The sequence below is a fragment of the Brevundimonas sp. AAP58 genome (assembly GCF_001295975.1).
Lineage (GTDB): Bacteria > Pseudomonadota > Alphaproteobacteria > Caulobacterales > Caulobacteraceae > Brevundimonas.
Genome location: NZ_LJHU01000022.1, coordinates 52,672 through 73,539, shown reverse-complemented (window position 1 = coordinate 73,539; position 20,868 = coordinate 52,672). Strand labels below are relative to the sequence as shown.

Annotated in this window: 19 protein-coding genes; 10 read left to right on the top strand and 9 right to left on the bottom strand. The window is 69.8% G+C overall.

All coding sequences use genetic code 11. From position 1 onward, the window contains the following. Window positions 1-382 precede the first annotated feature (382 nt). Complete coding sequence (locus IP78_RS03925) at window positions 383-1,978, top strand: carboxylesterase/lipase family protein (protein ID WP_054110404.1); 1,596 nt, start codon at window positions 383-385, stop codon at window positions 1,976-1,978. Window positions 1,979-1,981: 3 nt separating this feature from the next. On the opposite strand, the gene IP78_RS03920 is transcribed toward IP78_RS03925, so the two are convergent. Continuing rightward, window positions 1,982-3,346, bottom strand: a complete 1,365-nt coding sequence (locus tag IP78_RS03920; protein ID WP_156320270.1) for a polysaccharide lyase family 1 protein — start codon at window positions 3,344-3,346, stop codon at window positions 1,982-1,984. Window positions 3,347-3,498: 152 nt separating this feature from the next. On the opposite strand from IP78_RS03920, the gene IP78_RS03915 reads away from it, so the two are divergent. Then, entirely contained in the window at window positions 3,499-6,471 is a 2,973-nt protein-coding gene (locus tag IP78_RS03915) for a TonB-dependent receptor (RefSeq protein WP_054110402.1), read from the top strand. Between the two features lie 61 nt (window positions 6,472-6,532). Here the strand turns inward: IP78_RS03915 and IP78_RS03910 are convergent, their stop codons facing one another. Together IP78_RS03910 and IP78_RS03905 are read right to left on the bottom strand one after the other, a co-directional pair. Continuing rightward, on the bottom strand, window positions 6,533-7,360 hold the full coding sequence (locus IP78_RS03910) for a general secretion pathway protein GspK (protein WP_054110401.1): 828 nt from the start codon (window positions 7,358-7,360) through the stop codon (window positions 6,533-6,535). Beyond that, window positions 7,357-7,986, bottom strand: a complete 630-nt coding sequence (locus IP78_RS03905) for a prepilin-type N-terminal cleavage/methylation domain-containing protein (protein ID WP_054110400.1) — start codon at window positions 7,984-7,986, stop codon at window positions 7,357-7,359. Before IP78_RS03905 ends, IP78_RS03910 begins: the two co-directional genes overlap by 4 nt. Window positions 7,987-8,024: 38 nt before the next feature. Between IP78_RS03905 and IP78_RS03900 the strand changes: the two genes are divergently transcribed. Next, window positions 8,025-8,780, top strand: a complete 756-nt coding sequence (locus tag IP78_RS03900; protein ID WP_054110399.1) for a hypothetical protein — start codon at window positions 8,025-8,027, stop codon at window positions 8,778-8,780. A gap of 10 nt (window positions 8,781-8,790) precedes the next feature. Here IP78_RS03900 and IP78_RS03895 read toward each other — a convergent pair whose 3' ends face one another. The 4 genes from IP78_RS03895 to gspL are packed head-to-tail and all read right to left on the bottom strand — an operon-like array spanning window position 8,791 to window position 13,032. Next, window positions 8,791-10,011: a type II secretion system F family protein gene (locus tag IP78_RS03895; protein ID WP_054110398.1), complete on the bottom strand. Its 1,221-nt coding sequence runs from the start codon at window positions 10,009-10,011 to the stop codon at window positions 8,791-8,793. Further along, window positions 10,011-11,495 carry a type II secretion system ATPase GspE gene (gspE, locus tag IP78_RS03890; RefSeq protein ID WP_054110397.1) on the bottom strand — a complete coding sequence of 495 codons (1,485 nt, stop codon included), beginning with the start codon at window positions 11,493-11,495 and terminating at the stop codon, window positions 10,011-10,013. Before gspE ends, IP78_RS03895 begins: the two co-directional genes overlap by 1 nt. Further along, window positions 11,492-11,983, bottom strand: a complete 492-nt coding sequence (gene gspM / locus IP78_RS03885; RefSeq protein WP_054110396.1) for a type II secretion system protein GspM — start codon at window positions 11,981-11,983, stop codon at window positions 11,492-11,494. The genes gspE and gspM overlap by 4 nt, the downstream gene beginning before the upstream one ends. Further along, the gene (gene gspL / locus IP78_RS03880) at window positions 11,980-13,032 is read right to left on the bottom strand and encodes a type II secretion system protein GspL (RefSeq protein ID WP_054110395.1); all 1,053 of its coding nucleotides are present in this window, start codon (window positions 13,030-13,032) and stop codon (window positions 11,980-11,982) included. The genes gspM and gspL overlap by 4 nt, the downstream gene beginning before the upstream one ends. 176 nt (window positions 13,033-13,208) lie before the next feature. Here gspL and gspG point away from each other — a divergent pair, with 176 nt between their 5' ends. The 5 genes from gspG (at window position 13,209) to gspD (ending at window position 17,612) form a co-directional block, all read left to right on the top strand. After that, window positions 13,209-13,673 (top strand): type II secretion system major pseudopilin GspG, encoded by a 465-nt coding sequence (gene gspG, locus IP78_RS03875; protein ID WP_054110394.1) that lies wholly within the window; start codon window positions 13,209-13,211, stop codon window positions 13,671-13,673. Further along, entirely contained in the window at window positions 13,673-14,161 is a 489-nt protein-coding gene (locus tag IP78_RS03870) for a GspH/FimT family pseudopilin (protein ID WP_054110393.1), read from the top strand. The genes gspG and IP78_RS03870 overlap by 1 nt, the downstream gene beginning before the upstream one ends. Window positions 14,162-14,298: 137 nt before the next feature. Then, on the top strand, window positions 14,299-14,679 hold the full coding sequence (gene gspI, locus IP78_RS03865) for a type II secretion system minor pseudopilin GspI (protein ID WP_054110392.1): 381 nt from the start codon (window positions 14,299-14,301) through the stop codon (window positions 14,677-14,679). Continuing rightward, on the top strand, window positions 14,676-15,548 hold the full coding sequence (locus IP78_RS03860) for a type II secretion system protein N (protein ID WP_054110391.1): 873 nt from the start codon (window positions 14,676-14,678) through the stop codon (window positions 15,546-15,548). Before gspI ends, IP78_RS03860 begins: the two co-directional genes overlap by 4 nt. A gap of 9 nt (window positions 15,549-15,557) precedes the next feature. After that, entirely contained in the window at window positions 15,558-17,612 is a 2,055-nt protein-coding gene (gene gspD / locus IP78_RS03855; RefSeq protein WP_054110390.1) for a type II secretion system secretin GspD, read from the top strand. 52 nt (window positions 17,613-17,664) lie between these two features. Here the strand turns inward: gspD and IP78_RS03850 are convergent, their stop codons facing one another. Next, window positions 17,665-18,363, bottom strand: a complete 699-nt coding sequence (locus tag IP78_RS03850; protein WP_054110389.1) for a hypothetical protein — start codon at window positions 18,361-18,363, stop codon at window positions 17,665-17,667. 119 nt (window positions 18,364-18,482) lie between these two features. Here IP78_RS03850 and mntR point away from each other — a divergent pair, with 119 nt between their 5' ends. Both mntR and IP78_RS03840 read left to right on the top strand, forming a co-directional pair. Further along, window positions 18,483-18,917: a manganese-binding transcriptional regulator MntR gene (gene mntR / locus IP78_RS03845; RefSeq protein WP_231680912.1), complete on the top strand. Its 435-nt coding sequence runs from the start codon at window positions 18,483-18,485 to the stop codon at window positions 18,915-18,917. Between the two features lie 104 nt (window positions 18,918-19,021). After that, window positions 19,022-20,452, top strand: coding sequence for an amidase (locus IP78_RS03840; protein ID WP_054110387.1), 1,431 nt, complete (start codon window positions 19,022-19,024; stop codon window positions 20,450-20,452). On the opposite strand, the gene IP78_RS03835 is transcribed toward IP78_RS03840, so the two are convergent. Next, the gene (locus IP78_RS03835; RefSeq protein ID WP_054110386.1) at window positions 20,449-20,868 is read right to left on the bottom strand and encodes an MliC family protein; all 420 of its coding nucleotides are present in this window, start codon (window positions 20,866-20,868) and stop codon (window positions 20,449-20,451) included. The two genes, IP78_RS03840 and IP78_RS03835, sit on opposite strands and share 4 nt — an antisense overlap.

The following is a 20,868-nucleotide window of genomic DNA, read 5'->3' as shown; positions in this document are numbered from 1 at the left end:
CATCCGTGAAGGCGGCCGCACCGTCGGCGCCGGCGTCGTGGCCAAGATCATCGCTTAAAGGCGAGGCTGCTCACGCTCACCGCGCGGCCGCTCAAGGCCTGGGCGCGTGAGCGACTGAGTTGAAGAAGGGCCCCCGGAGCCATCCGGGGGCCCTTTTTTGTTCGTCATTCCGGGCGGCGGGGGCGAAGCGACCAGAGACCCGGAACAAGGCGGCGCCGAAGCAAAGCGAAGGCGAAATGTGTCTCCCGACGGTGTGCATGTCAGCTTCGCGCTGGCGCGCGCCGCCCTGTTCCGGGTCTCCGCTGCGCTTCGCCCGGAATGACGAAAGAAAGTCAGTTGGGCATCTCTGGACCGCTACCGCCACCAAGATGCACGGTGGGGCGTGTTCCGGCTTCTCCTCCTGTTCTCCGTCGTCACCCTTGCCGCCTGTACTCATCCGGGAGCGGTGGACTATGTCCGGTTCGCAAAAGACCGCACCTTCGCGACGGCCTCGACGCGGGCTGGAGAGGTCCGCGGCGTCAAGGGTGCAGGCGTCCGCGCCTTCCTAGGCGTTCCCTATGCCGCGCCGCCGGTGGGCGAGCTCCGTTGGCGCAGCCCTCGGCCTGTCGAGCCGTGGACGGGCGTGCGGGATGCGACGCGGCTGGGGTCGGACTGCGTGCAGGCGATCGGGCGGGACGCCGTGCTGGGCGGCGGGGGCGGGATCGTCGTTGGGTCGGAGGATTGCCTGGTCCTGAACGTCTATGCGCCGGCGAGAAGCGAGGCGGCGCTGCCGGTCATGGTGTTCCTCCACGGCGGGGCGTTCACCATCGGGGCGGGGGCCAACTACGACCCGAGCCGGCTGGCGGTCGAGCAGGGGCGGGTGGTGGTCACGGTCAACTTCCGGCTGGGGGCGCTGGGCTGGCTGGCCCATCCGGATTTCGCGGCTGAGGGCGACGGGGTCGGCGGCAACTGGGGCCTGATGGACCAGCAGGCGGCGCTGCGCTGGGTGCAGACCAATATCGCGGACTTCGGCGGCGATCCCGGCGACGTGACCCTGTTCGGAGAGAGCTCCGGGGCGTGGAGCGCCTGCTATCTGATGGCGTCGCTGCAGTCCGACGGGCTGTTTCACCGGGTGATCCTGCAGAGCGGGCCGTGCCTTGAGCCGAATTCTCTGAACCCGGCGGCGATCGAGGCGGTGAAGGGGATGGTCTTTGCGGAAGCCCTTGGCTGCGAGGCCTGGGACGTGGCGTGCCTGAGGGCGCTGCCGGCTTGGCGGGTGGCGCGCGCGCCGTCGCCCCGGTCGGGCATAAACGGGCCGGGGTCGTGGGGACCGGTGCATTCGGACGGGATCGTGCCGGTCAGCCCGCCCGAGGCCTTCGCCAGCGGTCGCTTCGTGCGCGTGCCGGTGATCGTGGGGACGACGGCCGACGAGGCGCGGCTGTTCGCGACCAAGGTGAGGAACCTGGATCGATATGAGCGCCAAACGCAGTGGCTGTATGGCGAGGCGGGCGAACGGGCGTTGGCGCTCTATCCGGTGGGCGAGGGCGGGCCGGGCGTGGCGATCGCGCGGAGCTTCACCGACAGCCGCTTTGCCTGTCCGGCGGATGCGCTCAGGCGGGTGCTGGCGGCCCATGTGCCGGTGCACGGCTATGAGTTCGCCGATCCGGAGCCGCCGTTCGTGATCCCCGACGCGATCATGGGGATCGACATGGGGGCCTATCATGCGTCGGAGCTGGCGTCGGTGTTCGGGACGTCCTGGCTGTTCACGGACACGGGACGGTGGACGCCGGAGCAGAGGGCGCTGTCAGAGCGGATGATGCGGCTGTGGGCCGGGTTCGGGCATGACCCAAACTTCGAGGCCGAGTGGCCAAGGGTCAGCGAAGGGGGTGGGCCCGTGCGGGTGTTCGATCCGGAGGGGGACCGGATGGACGATCGCTTCTTTGAGCGCCGGAACTGTGCCTTCTGGGGCGGTACGGCGCTGGGGCCTGTGACCGGATAGGTGTCAGGAGGCGAGGCTGTTAAGCCAGCCCTCCAGGTTGGTGAAGCCGTCGCCGTCGGGGTCGGCGTCACCGTCTGGCGTGGCTGGGTCGTGGCCCTGGGCGCGTTCCCAGTCGTCGGGCATGCCGTCGCCGTCGGCATCAATCCAGGGCGTGCCGGGGTCGAGGTCGGGCCAGCCGCCGACCTCGTCCTGGCTGTCGATGATGCGGCCCGTGCGATCGCGGACGGAGGCGATGACACGAACGTCGACGGCATCGCGGACGCGGGAGGCACCGGCGCGGGCCAGCACAGCGGCCTCGGCCTCGGCGGCGGGGGTGGCGGTCGGCCGCGCCCAGTCGGGGCGGGCGGGGAGGCGGTAGTCGTCGCGGTCGCCGCCCTCGACGAGGCTCCACGGATCGGCGGGGGTGTCGCCGTCCAGGCTGTTGGCTTCAAACCAGGCGCGGGCCAGCGGGCTCTCTTCCTCGAAGATGACGCCGCCGGTGGAGTCCGGGCCGCGGCGATAGGCGTTGGCGACGAAGGCGTAGATGGAGACGGTCGCCGGGTCGTCGTCGGCGTTGTAGCCCGCCTGGTCTCCGCCCCAGTTGTAAAAGACGTTGTTGACGAAGGCGAAGCGGGCGCCGTCCGGGTCCAGGTCCGGCGTCAGGTAGTTGCCGGGGCGGGGCATGCGGGCCCGGTGGCTGGCCCAGAGATTGTGGTGGAAGGTGATCTCCGCGCCCCGTCCCGCGCGGATCAGGGAGCCGTAGCCGTGATCGCCCTTGGAATGGGCCGAGCCGTTCAGGCTCTCGGAGATGATGGACCACTGGACGGTGACGGCGTCGATCACGCGGTCGCGGCTGCCGACCGACAGGGTCTCGTCGACCGACCAGGAGGCGGAGACGTGGTCGAGGATGATCCTCTGGCCCCGGTCGATGGTGACGGCGTCGGCCTCGGCCCCGTCCTCGTCGCCGAGGCGGGAGCGGATGTAGCGGATGATGACGTCGTCGGTCGAGACGATCAGGGGCTGGCCGCGCAGGGTGATGCCGCCGCCCGGCGCAGTCTGGCCCGCGATCGTGATGCGCGGCTCGCGAATGCGCAGGGGAGAAGAAAGTCGGATCGTTCCGCCGATGTCGAACACCACAGTGCGCGGTCCGTCGGCCTCGACAGCAACGCGCAGGCTGCCGGGACCGGAATCGTTCAGGTTGGTCACGCGCAGGACGGTGCCGCCTCGTCCGCCAAGCGAAGGGCGGCCTGCGCCCTCTGCGCCCGGAAAGGCGGGGAGCGCCGGGCTCGTCGAGGGCGGGGCGGGCTGCTGCGCGATGGCGACATCCACGGCTGAAGCGGTGACCAGCGCGACGAGCGCGAAACACACACGGCTTGCAAGAACGGTCATCATCGGGTTAGGCTCGCATTGATACCGGTGTCAGAGCGCATGTCGTTCAAAAATGATACCGGTGTCAATCGGAGTGGGGGGAACCTCGCAACGACCAGACCATAGACCGGCGACCACGTCGGCGCGATGACATGTCCTTGGGAGGAGGCACTATGACTTCGGATCACTCGGCGCGGGTGCGCGCCTATCGTCGGGGGCTGGTCGCGAGCGCGTCCGGCCTGGCTATCGCCCTGACACTGGGGATCGGGGCCGCCTCGGCCCAGACCGCGCCGCAGGACGAGGAGGCGACCCAGGTCGACGAAATCGTCGTCACCGGCTTCCGGGGAAGCCTGAACGCGGCCTTGAGCATCAAGCGCAACGAGGCAGGCGTGGTGGATGCCATTGTCGCCGAGGACATCGCCGACTTCCCCGACCTGAACCTGGCGGAATCCATCCAGCGGATTCCGGGCGTCTCGATCGACCGCGATGCGGGCGAGGGGCGCTCGCTGACCGTGCGCGGCCTGTCCTCGGACTTCACTCGGACCCGCATCAACGGCATGGAGGCCCAGGCCACCACCGGCGGCACCGATTCCTCGGGCGGCGCGAACCGGGGCCGGGGCTTTGACTTCAACGTCTTCGCCGCCGAGCTGTTCAACTCGATCAAGGTGAGGAAGACCGCCGCCGCCGAGACCGAAGAGGGCTCGCTGGGCGCCACGGTCGATCTGCAGACCACGCGTCCGTTCGACTACGACGGCTTCACCATGGCCGCTTCGGCGCAGATGGGATACAACGACCTGTCGGAAAGCTACGACCCGCGGGCGGCCTTCCTGATCAGTAACACCTTCATGGACGATACTTTCGGGGCGTTGCTGTCGGTCGCCTACAGCGAGCGAAGCATCTTCGAAGAAGGGTTCAGCTCGGTTCGCTGGGCTCCGGCCTTCGGCAGTGGCAGCTCGGGCGGCTTCTGTTCTCCGCTGGGCGTGACGCCGCAGAATGCGACCAACAACACCGCTGCGGGCTCCAGCGCGGCCAACTGCGCCACGGGCATCCCGCGCCCGGCCAATACGCCCGGCAATGTCACAGCCTATAACACTGCCAATCAGAACAGCGTCTTCATTCCTCGCCTGCCGCGCTACGGCCGGTTGACCCACGAGCAGGAACGGCTGGGCGTCACAGCCTCGCTGCAGGCCCGTCCACGCGAAGGCACGACGTTCTCGTTTGACGTTCTCTATTCCAAACTGGATGCGACGCGTCAGGAAGACTTCCTCGAGAGCCTGTCCTTCAGCCGCAATGCCGCCGCCGGTGGTCAGACCCAGATCATCGTCCGGAACGCCGTCGTCGAGAACAACGCCCTGGTGGCCGGCACTTTCGACAACGTCGATGTCCGTTCCGAACAGCGGTTCGACGAGCTCTCGACCGAGTTCACGCAACTCAGCTTCACCGCCGAGCACGAGTTCACCGATCGGCTCAGCGGCCGGTTCTTCGCCGGGCGTGCCGAGTCGGTCTTCGATAACCCTATCCAGACCACGGTCACCCTCGATCGCCAGAACACTCAGGGCTATTCCTGGGACTTCCGGGGCAATCCGAACACGCCGGTGATCGACTACGGGTTCAACGTCGCCGACCCGGCCAACTGGTCCTGGCGCCAGATTGGAACAGCCACGCCCCGATCGGAGATCCGCATCCGTCCGAACGGCGTGACCACGGTGTTCGAGACCTTCTCGGGTGACCTGGCCTATGACGCGACCGACTGGCTGACCATCCGGGCGGGCGTGAACTACAAGACCTTCGCGTCCAAGTCCTATGAGTTCCGTCGCGCGGACGAGACCGTGGTCCCGGCCCTGCCAGCCGGGTCCAGCGTCGCCAGTATCTCGACCTTGCTGACCGGCTACGGAAATGGCCTGATCCCGGCCGGCGTCGATAGGTCCTGGGTCGTGCCCGATCTGAACGCCGTCGCCGCGTTGTTCAACATCTACTGCAACTGCGACACGGGTGTTCCGGGCGGCGACTTCCGCCTGGCCAGCATCACCAACGGCAACGCCCGGGGCGGCAACCGTAACGTCGAGGAACAGGATCTGGCCTACTATATCCAGGCCGATTTCGAGACCGACATCCTGGGCATGCCCTTGCGCGGCAATGTTGGTGTGCGTCAGGTCAACACGAAGCTGCTGGCCGAGGGTTTCTCGTCGATCGGCGGTGGAACGCCGGTGTCGGGGACGAATGAATATGATGACACCCTGCCGTCGCTGAACCTGGCGCTCGAGCCGATGGAAGACGTTGTGGTCCGTTTCGGAGCCGCCAAGGTCATGGCCCGGCCTCAGATCAACAACGGTCTGTCGGGGGCCAACTATCTGGTGCCGACCACCTCGCTGAACGCCACGGGACCGAACTTCACTGCGACGATCGGCAACGTCCTGCTGGAGCCGTTCCGGGCGACCACCTATGACTTCGGCGTGGAGTGGTATTTCGCCCCCGAGAGCCTGCTGTCCTTCGCCTACTTCTACAAGGATATCGACACCTACATTCAGGTGCTGCGTCAGGACCTGCCCTATTCGGACCTTACGGCGCTCAACCCCTCGGCCTTCGCGCCGGGACTGTGCACTGGCGTCTGCTCGCCCTCGACCATTTTCCAGCTGACCAGCGCGGTGAACACCGACGGCGGGCCGTTGAAGGGCTTCGAGGTCAGTTACCAGCAGCCCTTCACTTTCCTGCCCGGACCGCTGGAGAACCTGGGTGTCATCCTCAACTACACGCACGTTGAGTCCGAGATCGACTACTGCTCGAACGCCCTCTGCACGACGTTCGTGACCGACGACCTCGCGGCCCTGTCGCCGACGGCCTACAACGGCACACTGTACTATGAGGACGATCGTTTCTCAGCTCGGATCTCGGCGTCGTATCGCGAGGCCTATTTGCAGAACGTACCCGGTCGGAACGGCAACGCGATCGAGGGCAAGCAGGCAACCCTGAACTGGGACATGGCGGCGAGCCTCAACCTGACCGACCAGATCAGCCTGACCTTCGAGGGGCTGAACCTGACGGACGAGGAAAACCACCAGTACGTCGGCGACGACAGCCGTCAGTCGACCTCGGTCTATCACCACACGGGACGGCAGTTCTATCTGGGTGCCCGCTATCGCTTCTGAGTTCGTTCTCTCCTGAACGTAGACTTGGGGCCGGGCAGGGGCGACCTTTCCCGGCCCTTCTTTATCCAGCCGTGCGGCGACGTCCGGTCACCACCACATCGACCGTGCCGACGCCGCGCACGCGGGCGATGCGACTGTCCAGCGCCTGGGTGACGTCGCCGACCGTCACGGTCGTGACCACGCGGTAGTGGTCGGAGGTATAGCCGGTGCCCAGAAGCGTCGGGGCACCCTCGGCGGCGAGGTCAGCGGGGATCAGATAGCCTTTGCGCGTGCGGGTCTCGATCAGCCTGCGGGCGACCTCGCCGTCGCGGGTCATCAGGGTCAGCAGCGGCAGCTGGACGGTGTTCAGGTTCACGCTGGTCGTGCCCGGCAGGATGGCGACGTAGGGCGCGAGGCGGTCCAGGTCGGCGCGGGGCACGCCAGCCGCGAGTAACAGACCCTCGTCCGTGATGCCGCCGGCGACGCGCACGACGGTGGCGATGCGGATGAGGCTGGCGGGGTCGATGTCGAGCTCGGCACCGATCCGCTGGAATAGGTCGATGGGGCCGGGGTCTCCGGTCCTGAGCGCATTCAGGTTGAAGCGCGCCTGCTCGTCGTCGATCGTCAGGGCGAAGCGGCCGCCCGGAATGGAGATGTCCTGCTGGCCCAGCTGGGCCCAGGGTTCGGTCAGGTTGTCGGTGGCGGACGCCGTCAGGCCGTCGCGGCGCAGCGCGGTGATGGCCGAGAGCTCGCCCGCGCGGGCGTAGGCGTTGGCCTGGGCCGCGTCGCGCAGGCGGGTGGAGCGCTGCACCTCCAGGTCCTGGGCCGCGATCATGATCAGGACGGCGACGCTGGCCACCGCCATGACCAGGAGCACGTTGAGCAGGATCATGCCCTCGCGCCGGGTCATGGCGCTGGCTCCGACTGGGTCGGGACGGCCGCCTCGGGCGCATCGGTCAGGGGGATGGAGACGAGGCGGCGCACCGTCGCGCCGGGGCGGCCATCGACACCGTTCAGCGTCAGGTCGAGGGCCACCGCCGCCAACCCCTCGTCGGCGAGCAGCCGCGTCGGCTGGTTTGGCGTGGATGAGCCGAGCGGCGCGGCCGGAGGCGCGGGCAGCGGCCATGTCTCCAGCCACGTCCCGCGCCTCTGGTGGAAGCTCCAGCGTGCGTCGGCGACGCCGGTCAGCAGGGTCTGGACGCGCTCGCCGCCGGGGCCGCTGACGATGCGGTTCACGCGGTCTCCGGCCAGTTCGTAACGGACCGCCACGACGTTTCCGGCGACGTCGAACTTGCGGATCGACAGGCCGCCGCCCCCGCCCGCGATGGAGCCCGTGACCTGATCGAGGTCGGAGGTGACGACCAGCATGGCGCGCTGGATCTCGGCCATGCGGTCGAGACGGGTCTCGGTCGCGCCCTGGGTGCGAAGGACGCTGTTCAGCAGGGTGAAGCCCGCCACGCCGATCAGGGCAAACAGGGCCAGAGCGATCAGCACCTCGACCAGGGTGAAACCGTCGCGGCGCCGCTTGGTTGTCACCTTGGCCGTGCTATCGAGGCGCGGACGAGGGAGAGCGCATGCTGAAGGTCTGGCGGACACGCGACGGCGAAGGGGGACGGGCCGGGGGCGCATTTCAGTTCGAGCGCCTGGTGGTGAAGGTCACGCGGTGGCGCGTGGTGCTGGGCTGCGTCGCGGGCGGCTCGTTTCTGATCGGGCTGGTGGCGATGGCCCCGGCGGAGATCGTGACGCCACGCTCGTCTAACGGCGAGCGGCAGGCGGTGGGCACTGTCTGGGCCGGTGAACGGGCGCTGCCGGGCGGGTTCGGCGCGGGATGGAGCCTGCGGCCGTTCAGCTCGCTGTTCAGCCTGGCGGCGGTGGAGCGGATACGCTTGCGTGGGCCGGACACCCAGGCGACGGCCGAGGCCCTGGTGCGGCCGGGCCGGGTGCTGGTGCGCGATCTGGAGGGGACGGCGTCGATGCGGCTGCTGAACGCGGTGGCGCCGGCCATGCCGTTCGTCTGTGATCCGGTGGCGCGGCTGGATGTGGCCCGGCTCTCGATCCGAGGTGTCCCCGAGGGCGAGGGGACGATCACGACCTCGGCCGGCGCATGCGCCCTGCCCGGCGGGGCCGCGACGCCGGTTCCGGCGCTGGCCGGCACGGTGACGGCGGACGAGGGCTCGACGCTCGTGACGCTGAACCGCGACGGCTCGGGCGAGGCGGTGATGCAGGCGCGCATCCAGGCCGACGGCGGGCTGACGGCCTCCATCGAGGCGGGCGGCGTCGGCCTGATCCCCGGCATGACCGCGCCGGTGAGGTTCGAGGGCAGCCTGTAGGCCGGACCGCTCACAACCCCGCCAGGTTGTTGAGGTTCACGATCGGCATGAGGATGGCCAGCACCATCAGCAGCACGATCCCGCCCATCACCAGCAGCACCCCGGGCTCGACCAGCGACACGAGCGCCTGAACCAGCGAGTCCAGCTCCTGCTCCAGATCCTGGGCGGCGCGTTCCAGGCCCTGACCCAGCTTGCCGGACTGTTCGCCCGCCGCGACGATCGCCAGTAGGAGCGGCGGAAAGACGTCGGCCTCGGCCATGGCGCGACGCAGCGAAGAGCCTTCGCGGACGCGGGCGGCGGTGACGAGCGCGCGTTCGCGGGCGTAGCCGTTGGGCGTCACGGCGGCGGCAGCCTGGAGCGCCTCGACCAAGGGCACGTCGGAGCGGACCAGGGTTGCCAGGGAGCCTGCGAAGCGGGCGGCGTTCAGGTGCTGGACGAAGCCGGCGAAGGGCGGGGTCTTCAGCAGGAACTCGGCGAAGCGGCGGCTGTTGGCGGGGACCGCCAGCCAGCGGTTCCAGGCGACGCCCGCGACGGCCAGGGTGATCAGGACATAGACGCCGAAGCTCTGGACGAAGGCCGACAGCGCGATCAGGGCGCGCGTCAGGAAAGGCAATTCGGCCCCGCGCGAGACGAAGACGCGCACGATGTCGGGCACGACATAGACCATCATCAGGGTGATCATCAGCAGCGACACCCCCGCCAGCAGAGCGGGATACAGCAGCGCCAGCTGGACCTTGCGTCGCGCCTTCTCCTGATTGCCGACGAACTCGGTCAGGTGGGCGAGCACGGTCGACAGCTTGCCGGACTGTTCGCCCGCGGCGATGGAGGCGCGGTAGAACTCCGGGAAGACCTTTGGGTGGCGGCCCAAAGCGGCGGCGAAGCTGCGGCCCTCCAGGATGGCGGAGCGGACGTCGGTCAGGACGACGGAGACGGGCTGGCCTTCCGTCTGCTGGGCTGCGATGCGCAGCGCCTCCTCGATGCGGATGTCCGAGCCGATCAGGGTCGAAAGCTGACGGGTCACGGCCGACAGGGTCTTGGACGAGACGCCGCGCTTGAACAGGGTGATCCCGGCGCCCTTGGTCCGGGCCGTGTCGCCGGCGAGGGTGACGCCGGTGGGGAGCAGGCCCCGGTCGCGGACCAGCTGGCGCGCGCCGACGTCGGACGCGGCCTCGATCGTGCCCTTGTGAGGCTTTCCCTCGGCGTCGACGGCTTGCCAGGCGTAGACCGGCATCAGGCGTCCTCGCGGACCACGCGCGCGACCTCTTGCACCGAGGTCTCCCCCGCCATGGCCTTGGCGGCGCCGTCTTCGAGCAGACCCGGGCCGCGCTGGCGAGCGAGCTTCACCAGCTCGGGTTCGCCGGCGCCGTCGTGGACCGCCTGCTGCATCGCCGGATCGACCTCGATGACTTCATAGACGCCCAGCCGGCCCTTGTAGCCCTCGCCCCGGCACTGGGGGCAGCCGACGGGGCGAAAGACGCGGGCGCCGACCGGGATAGCGCCGCTCGTCAACTCACTGTCGGCCTGGGTGGCGGTATCTTCCTTGCGGCAGTGCGGGCAGAGGCGACGCACCAGCCGCTGGGCGATCAGGCCGGTCAGCATGGGGGCCAAGAGGTAGCGTTCGACGCCCATGTCGATCAGGCGCGTCACGCTGCCGACGGCGGTGTTGGTGTGCAGCGTCGACAGCATCAGGTGGCCGGTCATGGAGGCGCGCACGGCGACCTCGGCCGTCTCGTGATCGCGGATCTCGCCGACCATGATGACGTCGGGGTCCTGGCGCAGGATGGCGCGCAGGCCCCGGGCGAAGGTCAGGTCGATCTTCGAATTGACCTGCATCTGACCGATACCGTCCAGCGCGTATTCGATCGGGTCCTCGACCGTCATGATGTTGCGGCGGCGGTCGTTCAGCCGGGTGAGCGCCGAATAAAGCGTCGTCGTCTTGCCCGAGCCGGTCGGTCCGGTGACCAGGATGACGCCGTGCGGCCGGGCGATCAGGCGCTCGAAGGTCTGAAGGTCCCGCTCGCTCATGCCCAGCTGGGCGAGGTCGAGGCTGGTCGAGCCCCGGTCCAGCAGACGCAGCACCACCCGCTCGCCGTACTGGGACGGAATGGTCGAGACGCGGACGTCGACGTCCAGCCCGCCGATCCGCAGGGTCACCCGGCCGTCGTGGGGCACGCGCTTCTCGGCGATGTCGAGGCGGGCCATGACCTTGATGCGGCTGACCAGCAGGGGGGCGAGCGCGCGGGCGGGCTCCAGCACTTCGCGGAGCACGCCGTCGATGCGGAAGCGGACGACGAGACGTTTCTCCTCGGCCTCGATGTGGATGTCGGAGGCGCCGTCGCGGATGGCTTGGAGCAGGAGCGCATTGATCAGGCGAACGACCGGAGCGTCGTCGCGACTGTCCAGCAGGTCGTCGATGACGGCGGCCTCGTCGGCCAAGGCCTTCAGGTCGTCCTCGGAGGCGGCGATGTCGGCGGCGGGCGCGGCCTCTCCGCCGGTCTGGTCGCGCAGGACGGCGTCGAATCGGTCGTCGTCGACGGCCTCGAAGGCGATGTCGGCCCCGGCGACGCGGCGGACCTCCAGCAGGGTCTCCAGCGTGGCCGAACGGCGGTGCAGGCAGACGGGCCGGTCGCCGCCGGTGACGATCATGGCCCCGCGACGCCGGGCGAACCCATAGGCGAGGGCGGGGGCGGCCGGGCGGTCTTCGGCGAGCGTCATGGGCGTTCGACCCGCAGGGTGGCGTTGACGGCCCCGGGTTGGCTGCCGCGCTGCAGCTCGACCGAGGACAGGTTCGCGCCCGAGGCCTCCAGCGCCGAGAGCCAGGGGATCAGGCTGTCGTAACGGCCTTCGGAGACGGTCACGGTCGCGGCCTCGCCGTCCATGGCGACGGTCGGGACGACGCCGAAGGTCGCGGCCTGGGTCGGGATGGCGGTCTCCAGCGGGCCGTCCAGCCCGGCGACCATCGGCCCCGGAGGCCCGGCGGTGCGGACGCGGACCATGACGTCTTCATAGGCCGCGATGCGGGCGACCGAGGCGGCGCGGGCGTCCAGAAGGGGGCGCAGGATCAGGAGCCACAGCACCGCCCCGGCCAGCAGCACGCCGAGGCCGGCCAGCAGGATCTGCTCGCGGCGGGATCGGGCGGCGTACCAGACGGCGGCGTTGTCGATGGCGGGCGACGACCGGGTCAGGATGACGGGGGCTCTCATCGGGCACCTCCGACCGTGATGGTGGCGTTCAGCCCGCCGGTCGCGGCGGCGTCGGCGACGCCGGGCGCGCCGGTCGCCGTCAGGCCCGAGGCGTTCAGCGCCTGGACCGCGCGGTCCAGCGTGGATGCGTCCGGCACGACGACGGCCAGATCGAGCCCGCCCGGCTCATAGGCCAGGCGGTTGAAGGCGACGACGCCGCCTCCAGGCAGGGCCTGCGACGTGCGGCCGAGCAGGCCGGTGAAGGGTTTCGCACCAGAGCCGCTGCCGGGCAGCAGGCGGTCGGCGGCGGCGACAGGGTCGTCGGTGGCGGCGACCTGGGGCGCGACGGACTGGAGCACGGCCCGGGCCTCGGCCTCCTTCCGCTCGGCCATGCCGTGCAGAAGCAAGGCGTCGACGCCCAGGATGGCGAGGTGGGCGACCACGCCGATCCCGGCGACCCAGGCCAGGGTGCGGCCGGCGGACAGGTCGGTGGGACGGGTCGCGGCATAGGCGCCCTGGCGCAGGTCCAGCGGCGGCAGGACCAGCAGGGGATCTCCTGCCGGGTCGACCACGGCGGCGGTGGCGTCCACGCCCTCGGCCATGGCGTCGGGCAGGGGTTCGCCGAGGGCGGCGATGCGGGGCTTGCCCGCCGCCGTCCAGGCCGAGTTGAGCATGGCCAGGGGCACGGCGAAGCCCGCGCCATTGTCGGTGCGGATCAGGGCGCGGCCGCCCTCGGCCTTGCGGACGGCCCAGACCCCGGCGGGCGGGACCGGCAGGGTCAGGGCGTCCGGCAGGAGGATCGCCGCGTCCAGATCGGCCTCGGCCAGCAGGGCGATCCACTGGTCCATCCGGGCGCGGCGGACGGCCCCGGCGATGTGGCGGCGTGGCGCGACCTCCTGGCCGAGCGCGAAGTGGAGATTGGCCAGCGGTTCGGCCACCGCGTCTTCCATCGCATACGGAAGATTGGACAGGCGCTGGGCGCGGGTGGCGAAGGGCAGGTCGACCGTCAGGGTCAGGACGTCTTCCGAAGGGACCAGAACCGTCGTCGGTCCCGCCCAGGCGCGGTCCACCGCAAAGATTCTGTCATCGACGATACGCCATAAGCCTCGGCTCGGAAGGTTCGAACGGGCGGGTCGACCGGGCATCGGAAGTCCGTGACAGAAGGGCGTGGTCCAGGGCCACGAGGCGGTCTATAGCAGCGAAAAACAGGCTGTCGCTACGGGCGGCCCTATCGAGAAAAAGTGTCATGATTACTTCGTCTGGGCGTCACGAACGCGGGCGTCGTCTGTTCAAGCGGCGCGCAGGCCTGACTCTGGTTGAGATGATCGTCGTTCTGGCGATCATCGCGGTCGTCGCCGTCCTCATCGTGCCCAACGTCATCGGCCGGCCGGACGAGGCGCGCGTGACCGTGGCCAAGACGGACCTGAAGACGGTCGCTACCGCGCTCCGCATGTATCGGCTCGACAACGGCGATTATCCGACGACGGAACAGGGTCTGGCCGCTCTCGTGGAGCGGCCGACGGCTCCGCCCGCGCCGCGCGCCTATCCGGCCGAGCCCTATCTGACCGAACTGCCCCGGGACCCCTGGGGCCGCGATTACGTCTATCGCAGCCCCGGCCAGTCGGGCGCCTATGACCTGTTCAGCCTCGGCAAGGACGGCGAGGAAGGCGGCGAGGGCCTGGACGCCGATCTGACGGAGAAGAGCCGTTGATGACCGCTGTCGGGGGACAGGTCAGGCGGATGCGGCGCCAGGGCATGACGCTCGTGGAGATTCTGGTCGTGCTCGCCATCGTCGGGGTCATGGCGGCGGTGGTGACGCTGGGCGTCGGCGCGGCCGATCGCGGCATGGGCGTCGAGACCGAGGCCAACCGGCTGGCTGACCGTCTGAGGCTGGCCGCCGACGACGTGCTGGTGACGCGCAGGCCCCTGGCTCTGGCCTTCGACGGCGAGGGCTATGGCTTCGTGCGGCCCGACGGCGCGGCGGCGGAAGGGCTCGAGGCGTTGGCAGACCGGCATGCCCTGCCGCCCGGTGTGACCCTGATCGGGTTGGAGACGGCGTCGCCGGTGACCATCGACCCGGACGGGGCCCAGCCGGTCGCCACCTTCGGCTTGGCCAAGGGCGAGCGGCGCTGGCGGGTGGAGTTCGATGGCCTCAATGCCGTGGCGCGGCCCGTGACCGGCGAAGGGGCGGCGGCGTGAGCCTGTTTCCTCATTCCCGCTCATCCCGGCGAAAGCCGGGACCCAGTTCTCTGGGCGATGAGCCAGAGCGAGTGCGTGCAGCCGGTCATCCCGGACACCTTTCCTCACAAAAGCACTGGGTCCCGGCTTTCGCCGGGATGAGCGGAGAGTTTGGAAAACGCTCCGGCTATTCCCTGATGGAGGCGCTGGTCGCCCTGTTCATCCTGGCGATCGCCACGGTCGGCCTGACCCGCGCGACCCAGGCGCATGTCGACGGCGTGCGCGGGCTGGAGGACCGGGTGGTCGCCCAGTGGGTGGCCGAGAACCGGCTGACCGAGCTGAACCTGAAGGGCGGGGCGACGACGCCCGACGTCTCGACCGTCACCATGCTGGCGCGCGACTGGGATGTGCGGGTCAGCCGCCGCGCCACCGACGATCCGGACCTGATCGCCGTCGACGTCGCCGTTGGCCCCGCAGGATCCGGCGATGAGACCGTGCGGTTGTCCGGCTTCGTCGATCGTCTGGGGAGCGCGGCGTGACCCCGGAACGCAGGAACGAGCTGGCCTTGCGGGCCGTCAGCGTGCTGGTGGTCGGATCGATCGCCTGGGCGCTCGCCGCCCTGACCTGGCGGCTGGTCGGCTGGGACGATGGGCGCAGCGAAGTGGCCGTCGCCGAGAGTCTTCCGCCGCTCGGAGTTCAGGCTGGAGGACAGGACCCGGACGTGGCGCGCATCGTCTCGCTCGCGCCGTTCGGCGGCGGGGCAGCGGCGGTCGGAGGGCTTCCGGCCTCGACGCTGGGGCTCGTGCTGAAGGGCGTGCTGGCGGCCTATCCGGCGAGCGCCTCGACGGCCCTGATCGCGCTGGGCGAAGGCCCGGCGACCATCTATGGCGTCGGCCAGAGCCCGGCGGCCAACGCCGTCATCGAGTCCATCGAGATCGACCACGTCATCCTGAACGTCGGCGGGACGCGCGAGCGTCTGGACTTCCCCCAGCCCGTCGCTTCGGCGGTGCCGGCGCCTACGACCCCGGGTGCCGGGATCACGGTGACGCCGGTCGCGCCAGGGGGAACAGCGCCCTCGCCTCCACCCGCAGGCGCGCCGCCGCCGTTGAACCCCGGATCCGGAGCCGCTCCGACCGCTACGCCGCCGTCCCAGCCTGCCGCGTCCGCCGTGGCCTCGGCTGGGGTCTCGGCGACCGCCTCAGGCTATCGCATCGGACCCAACCCCTCGGCCGAGTTGCGCCGTTTCGGCCTGCAGCCCGGCGATGTCATCGAAAGCCTGAACGGTCAGGCCGTCTCGGGCGCGACCAGCGACCAGCAACTGTTCGAACAGGCCCGAGCGGCCGGACAGGCCCGCGTGGTCGTCAACCGCGACGGCCGACGTCTCACCTTTACCTTCCCGCTTCGCTAGGAGCCCGGCGTGACCAAGTTTCTCCGCCTGACCACCGCCAGCGTCATGGCCCTCAGCGTGGCTGCGACCGCGCCGCTCGCCCCTCTGGCCCAGACGGTCGCTCCGCCGCCCGAGGCCATGCAGGACGTGGTCATCAACATGCGCGGGGCCGAAATCCGCGACGTGGCCGAGCAGGTCAGCCGCATCACTGGCCGCACCCTGGTGCTGGACCCTCAGGTACAGGGCCAGGTCAACGTCGTCTCGGCCCAGCCACTCAGCCGCAACGGGGTGTGGGAGCTGTTTCTGTCGGTCCTGCGGACCTCGGGCTATGCGGCGGTGCGCAGCGGAAACGTCTGGCGCATCGTGCCTCAAGCCAGCGTCGTTCAATCCGGCGCGTCCGAGACTGGCGCGGCTGCCTCCAGCCAGCAGATCGTGACGCGGCTGGTACGGCTGCGGAACATGCCGTCGGACCAGGCCGTGCGCGCGCTGCGTCCGCTGGTGTCGTCCTTCGGCGCCATCGAGGCGCTGACGGAGCCCAACGCTGTGGTCGTGACCGATTACGCCGAGAACATCGCCCGTGTTCAGGCGCTGGCGGCGACGCTGGATCGGGGCGGCGGGTCGTCGTTTGACGCCATCGCCCTGCAATACGCCTCCGCGACCGATGTTGCGGCGTCGGTCGGCGCCTTGCTGGGATCGGACGCCGGTGGGCCGCGCGTGACGGCGGACGAGCGGTCCAACGTCCTGCTGATCCGGGGCGACGCGGCCGACATCGCCCAGGCCCGCTCCATCGTGGCGGCCCTGGACACACCGGGCGGGGCGACGCCAATCACCCGCGTCGTGCGCCTGAGGAACTCCGACGCCGAGGCGATCACCGACATCGTGCGCGGCCTGCTGGGCGGCGAGGGTCCGGCGACCAATGCGGTGGCCCGCTCTCTGCGGAACGACACCGGCCTCGCCAGCCTGTCGGCGTCCAATCGCGATACGGCCGCGCAAGCCGCGGCCGCCATCACCTCCGCCGTCGGGGAGGGGGGATCCCTGCCTCAGCCCGGCACGGGCGGTCCGGCGGCGCGGTCGGCGGGATTCACCCTCGACGGCGTGACGGTCCAGGCCTCGCCCGAGCTGAACGCCGTTGTCATGCGCGGCCCGCCCGCGACCGTGCAGATGCTGGAGGAGTTGATCGACCAGCTCGATCTTCGCCGCGCCCAGGTCAAGATCGAGGTGGCCATCGTCGAAATCACCGGCGAGCTGGGCGAGCAGATCGGGGTGCAACTGGGCTTCGGCGGCGCGGTGCCCGACACCGGCGTGATCGGCGGCACCTCGTTCGGCAACGCTGGATCGTCGCTCTCGACCGTGCTCACGGCCCTGGGTTATCCAGCTGGGCGAATCCTGTCGTCGGGCCTGTCGCTGGCGGCCGGCGAGGAGGGCGAGTTTGGCCTGCTGCTCCAGGCGCTTGGCACCAACTCGGCGGCGAACCTGCTGTCGTCGCCCAGCGTGACGGTGCTGGACAATCAACCCGCCGAGATCGTCGTCGGCCAGAATGTCCCCTTCCGGACCGGCAGCTTCGCCACGGACGGCAACTCGACCAACCCCTTCACCACCATCAGCCGCGAGGACGTCGGCCTGACCCTGCGGGTCGTGCCGCGCGTGCACGAGGGCGACACGGTACGGCTGGAGGTCAGTCAGGAGGTGTCGTCGCTGGTCACCACGACGGTGACGGGGGCGGCCGACCTGATCACCAACCGCCGTAGCATCCAGACCTCTGTTCTCGCCGATGACGGCGAGACCATCGTGCTGGGCGGCCTCGTCACCGACGATCGCCAGATCGGCAACAGCCGGGTGCCGGGTCTGGCCAGCCTGCCGCTGGTCGGAGCCGCTTTCCGATCGAGGAACGACACCCAGACGCGCCGGACCCTGTTCATCTTCCTCAAGCCGACGATCCTGAGGGACGCCGCCGCTGTCGCCGCCTCCGCCCAGGAGAGCTACGACCGGCTTCGCGCCGCCGAGCCCGTCCGGACCGACCCGTCGCGGCCGCCGGCGCTCCAAATCCAGCCGAGGCTGGTCCCCGATGTTGACGACGTCTTCTAGCCCCCATCGCGCGCGTACGCTGCGGACGTGACCCGGGGTCCTGGATCGAATTCTAGGTGCGATCCTCGAAGCGGGGAATGACGAGATCGGGATCGGGGCTGATGGCGTCGCCCCTGGGTTGCGGGGCAGGGCTCTGGTCCGTGAGGCGCAGCACCGGCGCGGCGAGCCGGGCCGGGTCGGCGTTCGCGCGTCGCCATGTCGCCTGGCCTGCGAACAGGGCGGCCGCCCCGGCGGCCGCTCCGGCGAAGAACAGGACCAAAGCGGCTGCGGCTCCGCTCCACCATCCTTTCGTTTCGGGCACGAGCGACGGCGCGGTTTCGGCGGCGGGGGCAACGGGTGCGCGGACGGTCCCGGCGTCGGACAACTGCATGACGACGCCGCCGCGTGCCATCAGAATGGCGGCGTTCGTGCGAGGAACGAGGGCGTAGGCACCTCGCCCCGTGCGGACCAGCGCCATGTCCTGATCCAGCAGCGCCGTCCCGAAGTCCCGAAGCAGCGCATCGCCGGAGTACCAGCCGTCGGCGCGGAAGGTGACCACGCCCTCTACCGCCGGATCGATGTCGAGATCATGAGCCAGCGCGCCGACCACCACGTCCTGGGCGGCCTCGGCCGCAGGCGTGTCCGTGAAGCTGAAGACATAGAACTGCAGCGGTTCCGCAGCCGGGGACAGCGCCGCGGCCGCAGGGACGGCCGCGATCGACCCGGTGGGCGCCGCAGCGAGGAGGATCGCGAGGAGCAGACGTTTCGGCATGGGGATGCTCGATACCACGTCGCTCCCGTCGCGCATCTTCGCGACAGGACGATGAATTCCGGCGCTCATGGTCTAGTCTGCGACTCGCGCGGGCGACGCCGCGCTCTGTGGAGTTCTCCGTGGTCGAGCCGACGAGCGCCGCCCGCCGGGCCGCCGCCTTTCGGAGGATGCGCGACGCCCGCTCCAGCCAGGTGGCGGAGGACTATGTCGAACTGGTCGGCGATCTGATCGCCGAGACCGGTTCGGCGCGATTGACCGATCTGGCCGATTGTCTCGGCGTCGCGCCCGCGACGGCGGCCAAGGTGCTTCAGCGCCTTCAGCGAGAGGGACTGGTCGACGTGCGGCCCTATCGCTCCATTACCCTGACCGAGGCGGGCGAGCGCATGGCCGACGCCTCGCGGGAGCGTCACCGCATTGTTCATGAATTCCTGTTGGCGCTGGGTGTCTCGGGAGAGACGGCCGAGGCGGACGCCGAGGGTATCGAGCACCATGTCAGCCCCGAGACGCTGCGTCTGTTCGCGTCGATGACCGAGCGCCTGCGCGCACGGGGTTGACCCTTCGTCCCGGGGACGCCGCGCCGCAGGTCGGCGGGCTGTTCATTTGCACGATCAGGGCGCTAGGGTGCGGCGGCCTGGGTTGGCCTGAGGGGAATGCGACGATGAAGACGAGGATGATGCTGGCCGCCTCGGCGGCGATGCTGGTGCTTGCAGGGGCGGCGACTGCCCAGACGTGGGGCGGTCCCCGGGCCGTGTTGCACGACGAGACCACGGCCAACAGCGTGATCCTGTGGACGCCCGGCGTCGGCGAGGTCGAATGGTCGCCCGAGGACGGCATTGCGGGCATGCCCATCCTCCTGAAGGACAACATCGAGACTCGGGACATGCCCACGACTGCCGGCTCGCTGGCGCTGGCGGACAACGCGCCCGGTCGCGACGCACCCCTGGTTGCACGCCTGCGCGAGGCCGGAGCGGTGATCCTGGGCAAGACCAATCTGTCGGAGTGGGCCAACATCCGCTCGTCCAACTCCATCTCGGGCTGGAGTGCGGTGGGCGGCCTGACCGTCAATCCCTATGACCGGACACGCACCGCATGCGGTTCCTCGTCCGGATCGGCCACGGCGGTCGCGACCGGCTTGGCTCCAGCGGCCATCGGTACGGAGACGGACGGGTCGATCACCTGCCCGGCCTCGGTCAACGGCGTCGTGGGCTTCAAGCCGACCGTGGGTCTGGTCAGCCGTACACACATCGTGCCCATCAGCCACAGCCAGGATACGGCCGGCCCCATCGCGGTGGACGTCGCCACCGCCGCCACCGTCCTGACCGCCATCGCCGGGACCGATCCCGCCGATGCAGCCACCGCAGAGGCCGACCAGTATCGCACCGACTATCGCGCCGCCCTGGACGCCGGATCACTGCGCGGTGCGCGGCTGGGCGTGCTTCGCTATGGTGTTGGCAACTACTCCGCCGAGACCCAGGCCGCCTTCGAAGCCGCGCTCAACTCGCTCCGGGCCGCGGGTGCCGAGCTGGTCGAGATCACGACGGCACCCCAGACTCCGGGGATCGGCCAGATGGAACTGACCGTCCTGATGTATGAACTCAAAGCCGACCTGAACGCCTATCTGGCCTCGACCGACCCCGCGCAGGTCCCGACTCGGACGCTGGCGGACGTCATCGCCTTCAACGAGGCCGAGCCGCGCGAAACCGTTCTTTTCGGCCAGGAGTTGTTCCTCGTGGCCGAGGCGACCAGCGGTCTGGACAACCCCGACTACATCGCCGCGCGCGCCAACTCCCTGCGCATGGCCGGGCCCGAAGGCATCGACCGGATGCTGAGTGAGAACAACGTCGTGGCGTTGGTCGCGCCCTCGACCTCACGCGCCTGGACCAACGATCGGGAGGATCAAGACAACGGCCAGGGCTCGGCCAGCCGCTTGCCCGCCATCGCCGGCTATCCGCACCTGACGGTGCCGATGGGCCTGGATCGCGGCATGCCGGTCGGCATCAGCTTCATCGGTGCCAAGTGGGACGATGCCCGCATCCTGTCGCTGGGTTATGCCTACGAACAGTCCAGCCCCCGGCCGCCGCGTCCCTAGTCGATGGCGCGGCAATCCGAAGGGTCGCGACCGTCCGCTGTCCAGGTCGCGAGCACGCCGGATCCCCGCAGCTCATAGGCGCTGGCGCGATACCAGAGGCCGTCGGCTGATCGTTCGCGATAGAGGTCAACGGCCTCGCCGTTCGAGTTCCGAACGGTGGCCATGTCGCGGGGGTTGTCGAAATCGACCGACAACCGCTCGCCATTGTCACAGAGATAGACCGTGCGGATGACGCGGTTCAGGGCCCGGTCCTGGGCCTCGGCGCCGGTGCGACGACGGGCGGTCTGGGCCTCGACCGCGCGCTGGCGGACGGCCTCGCCGTCGGTGGGCCCATCGCTGGGGGACGGGCCACCGCAGGCCGACAGCGCCAGACCGGCGCACAGGGGCAGGAGGGCGAGCGGGATCGGACGGATCAT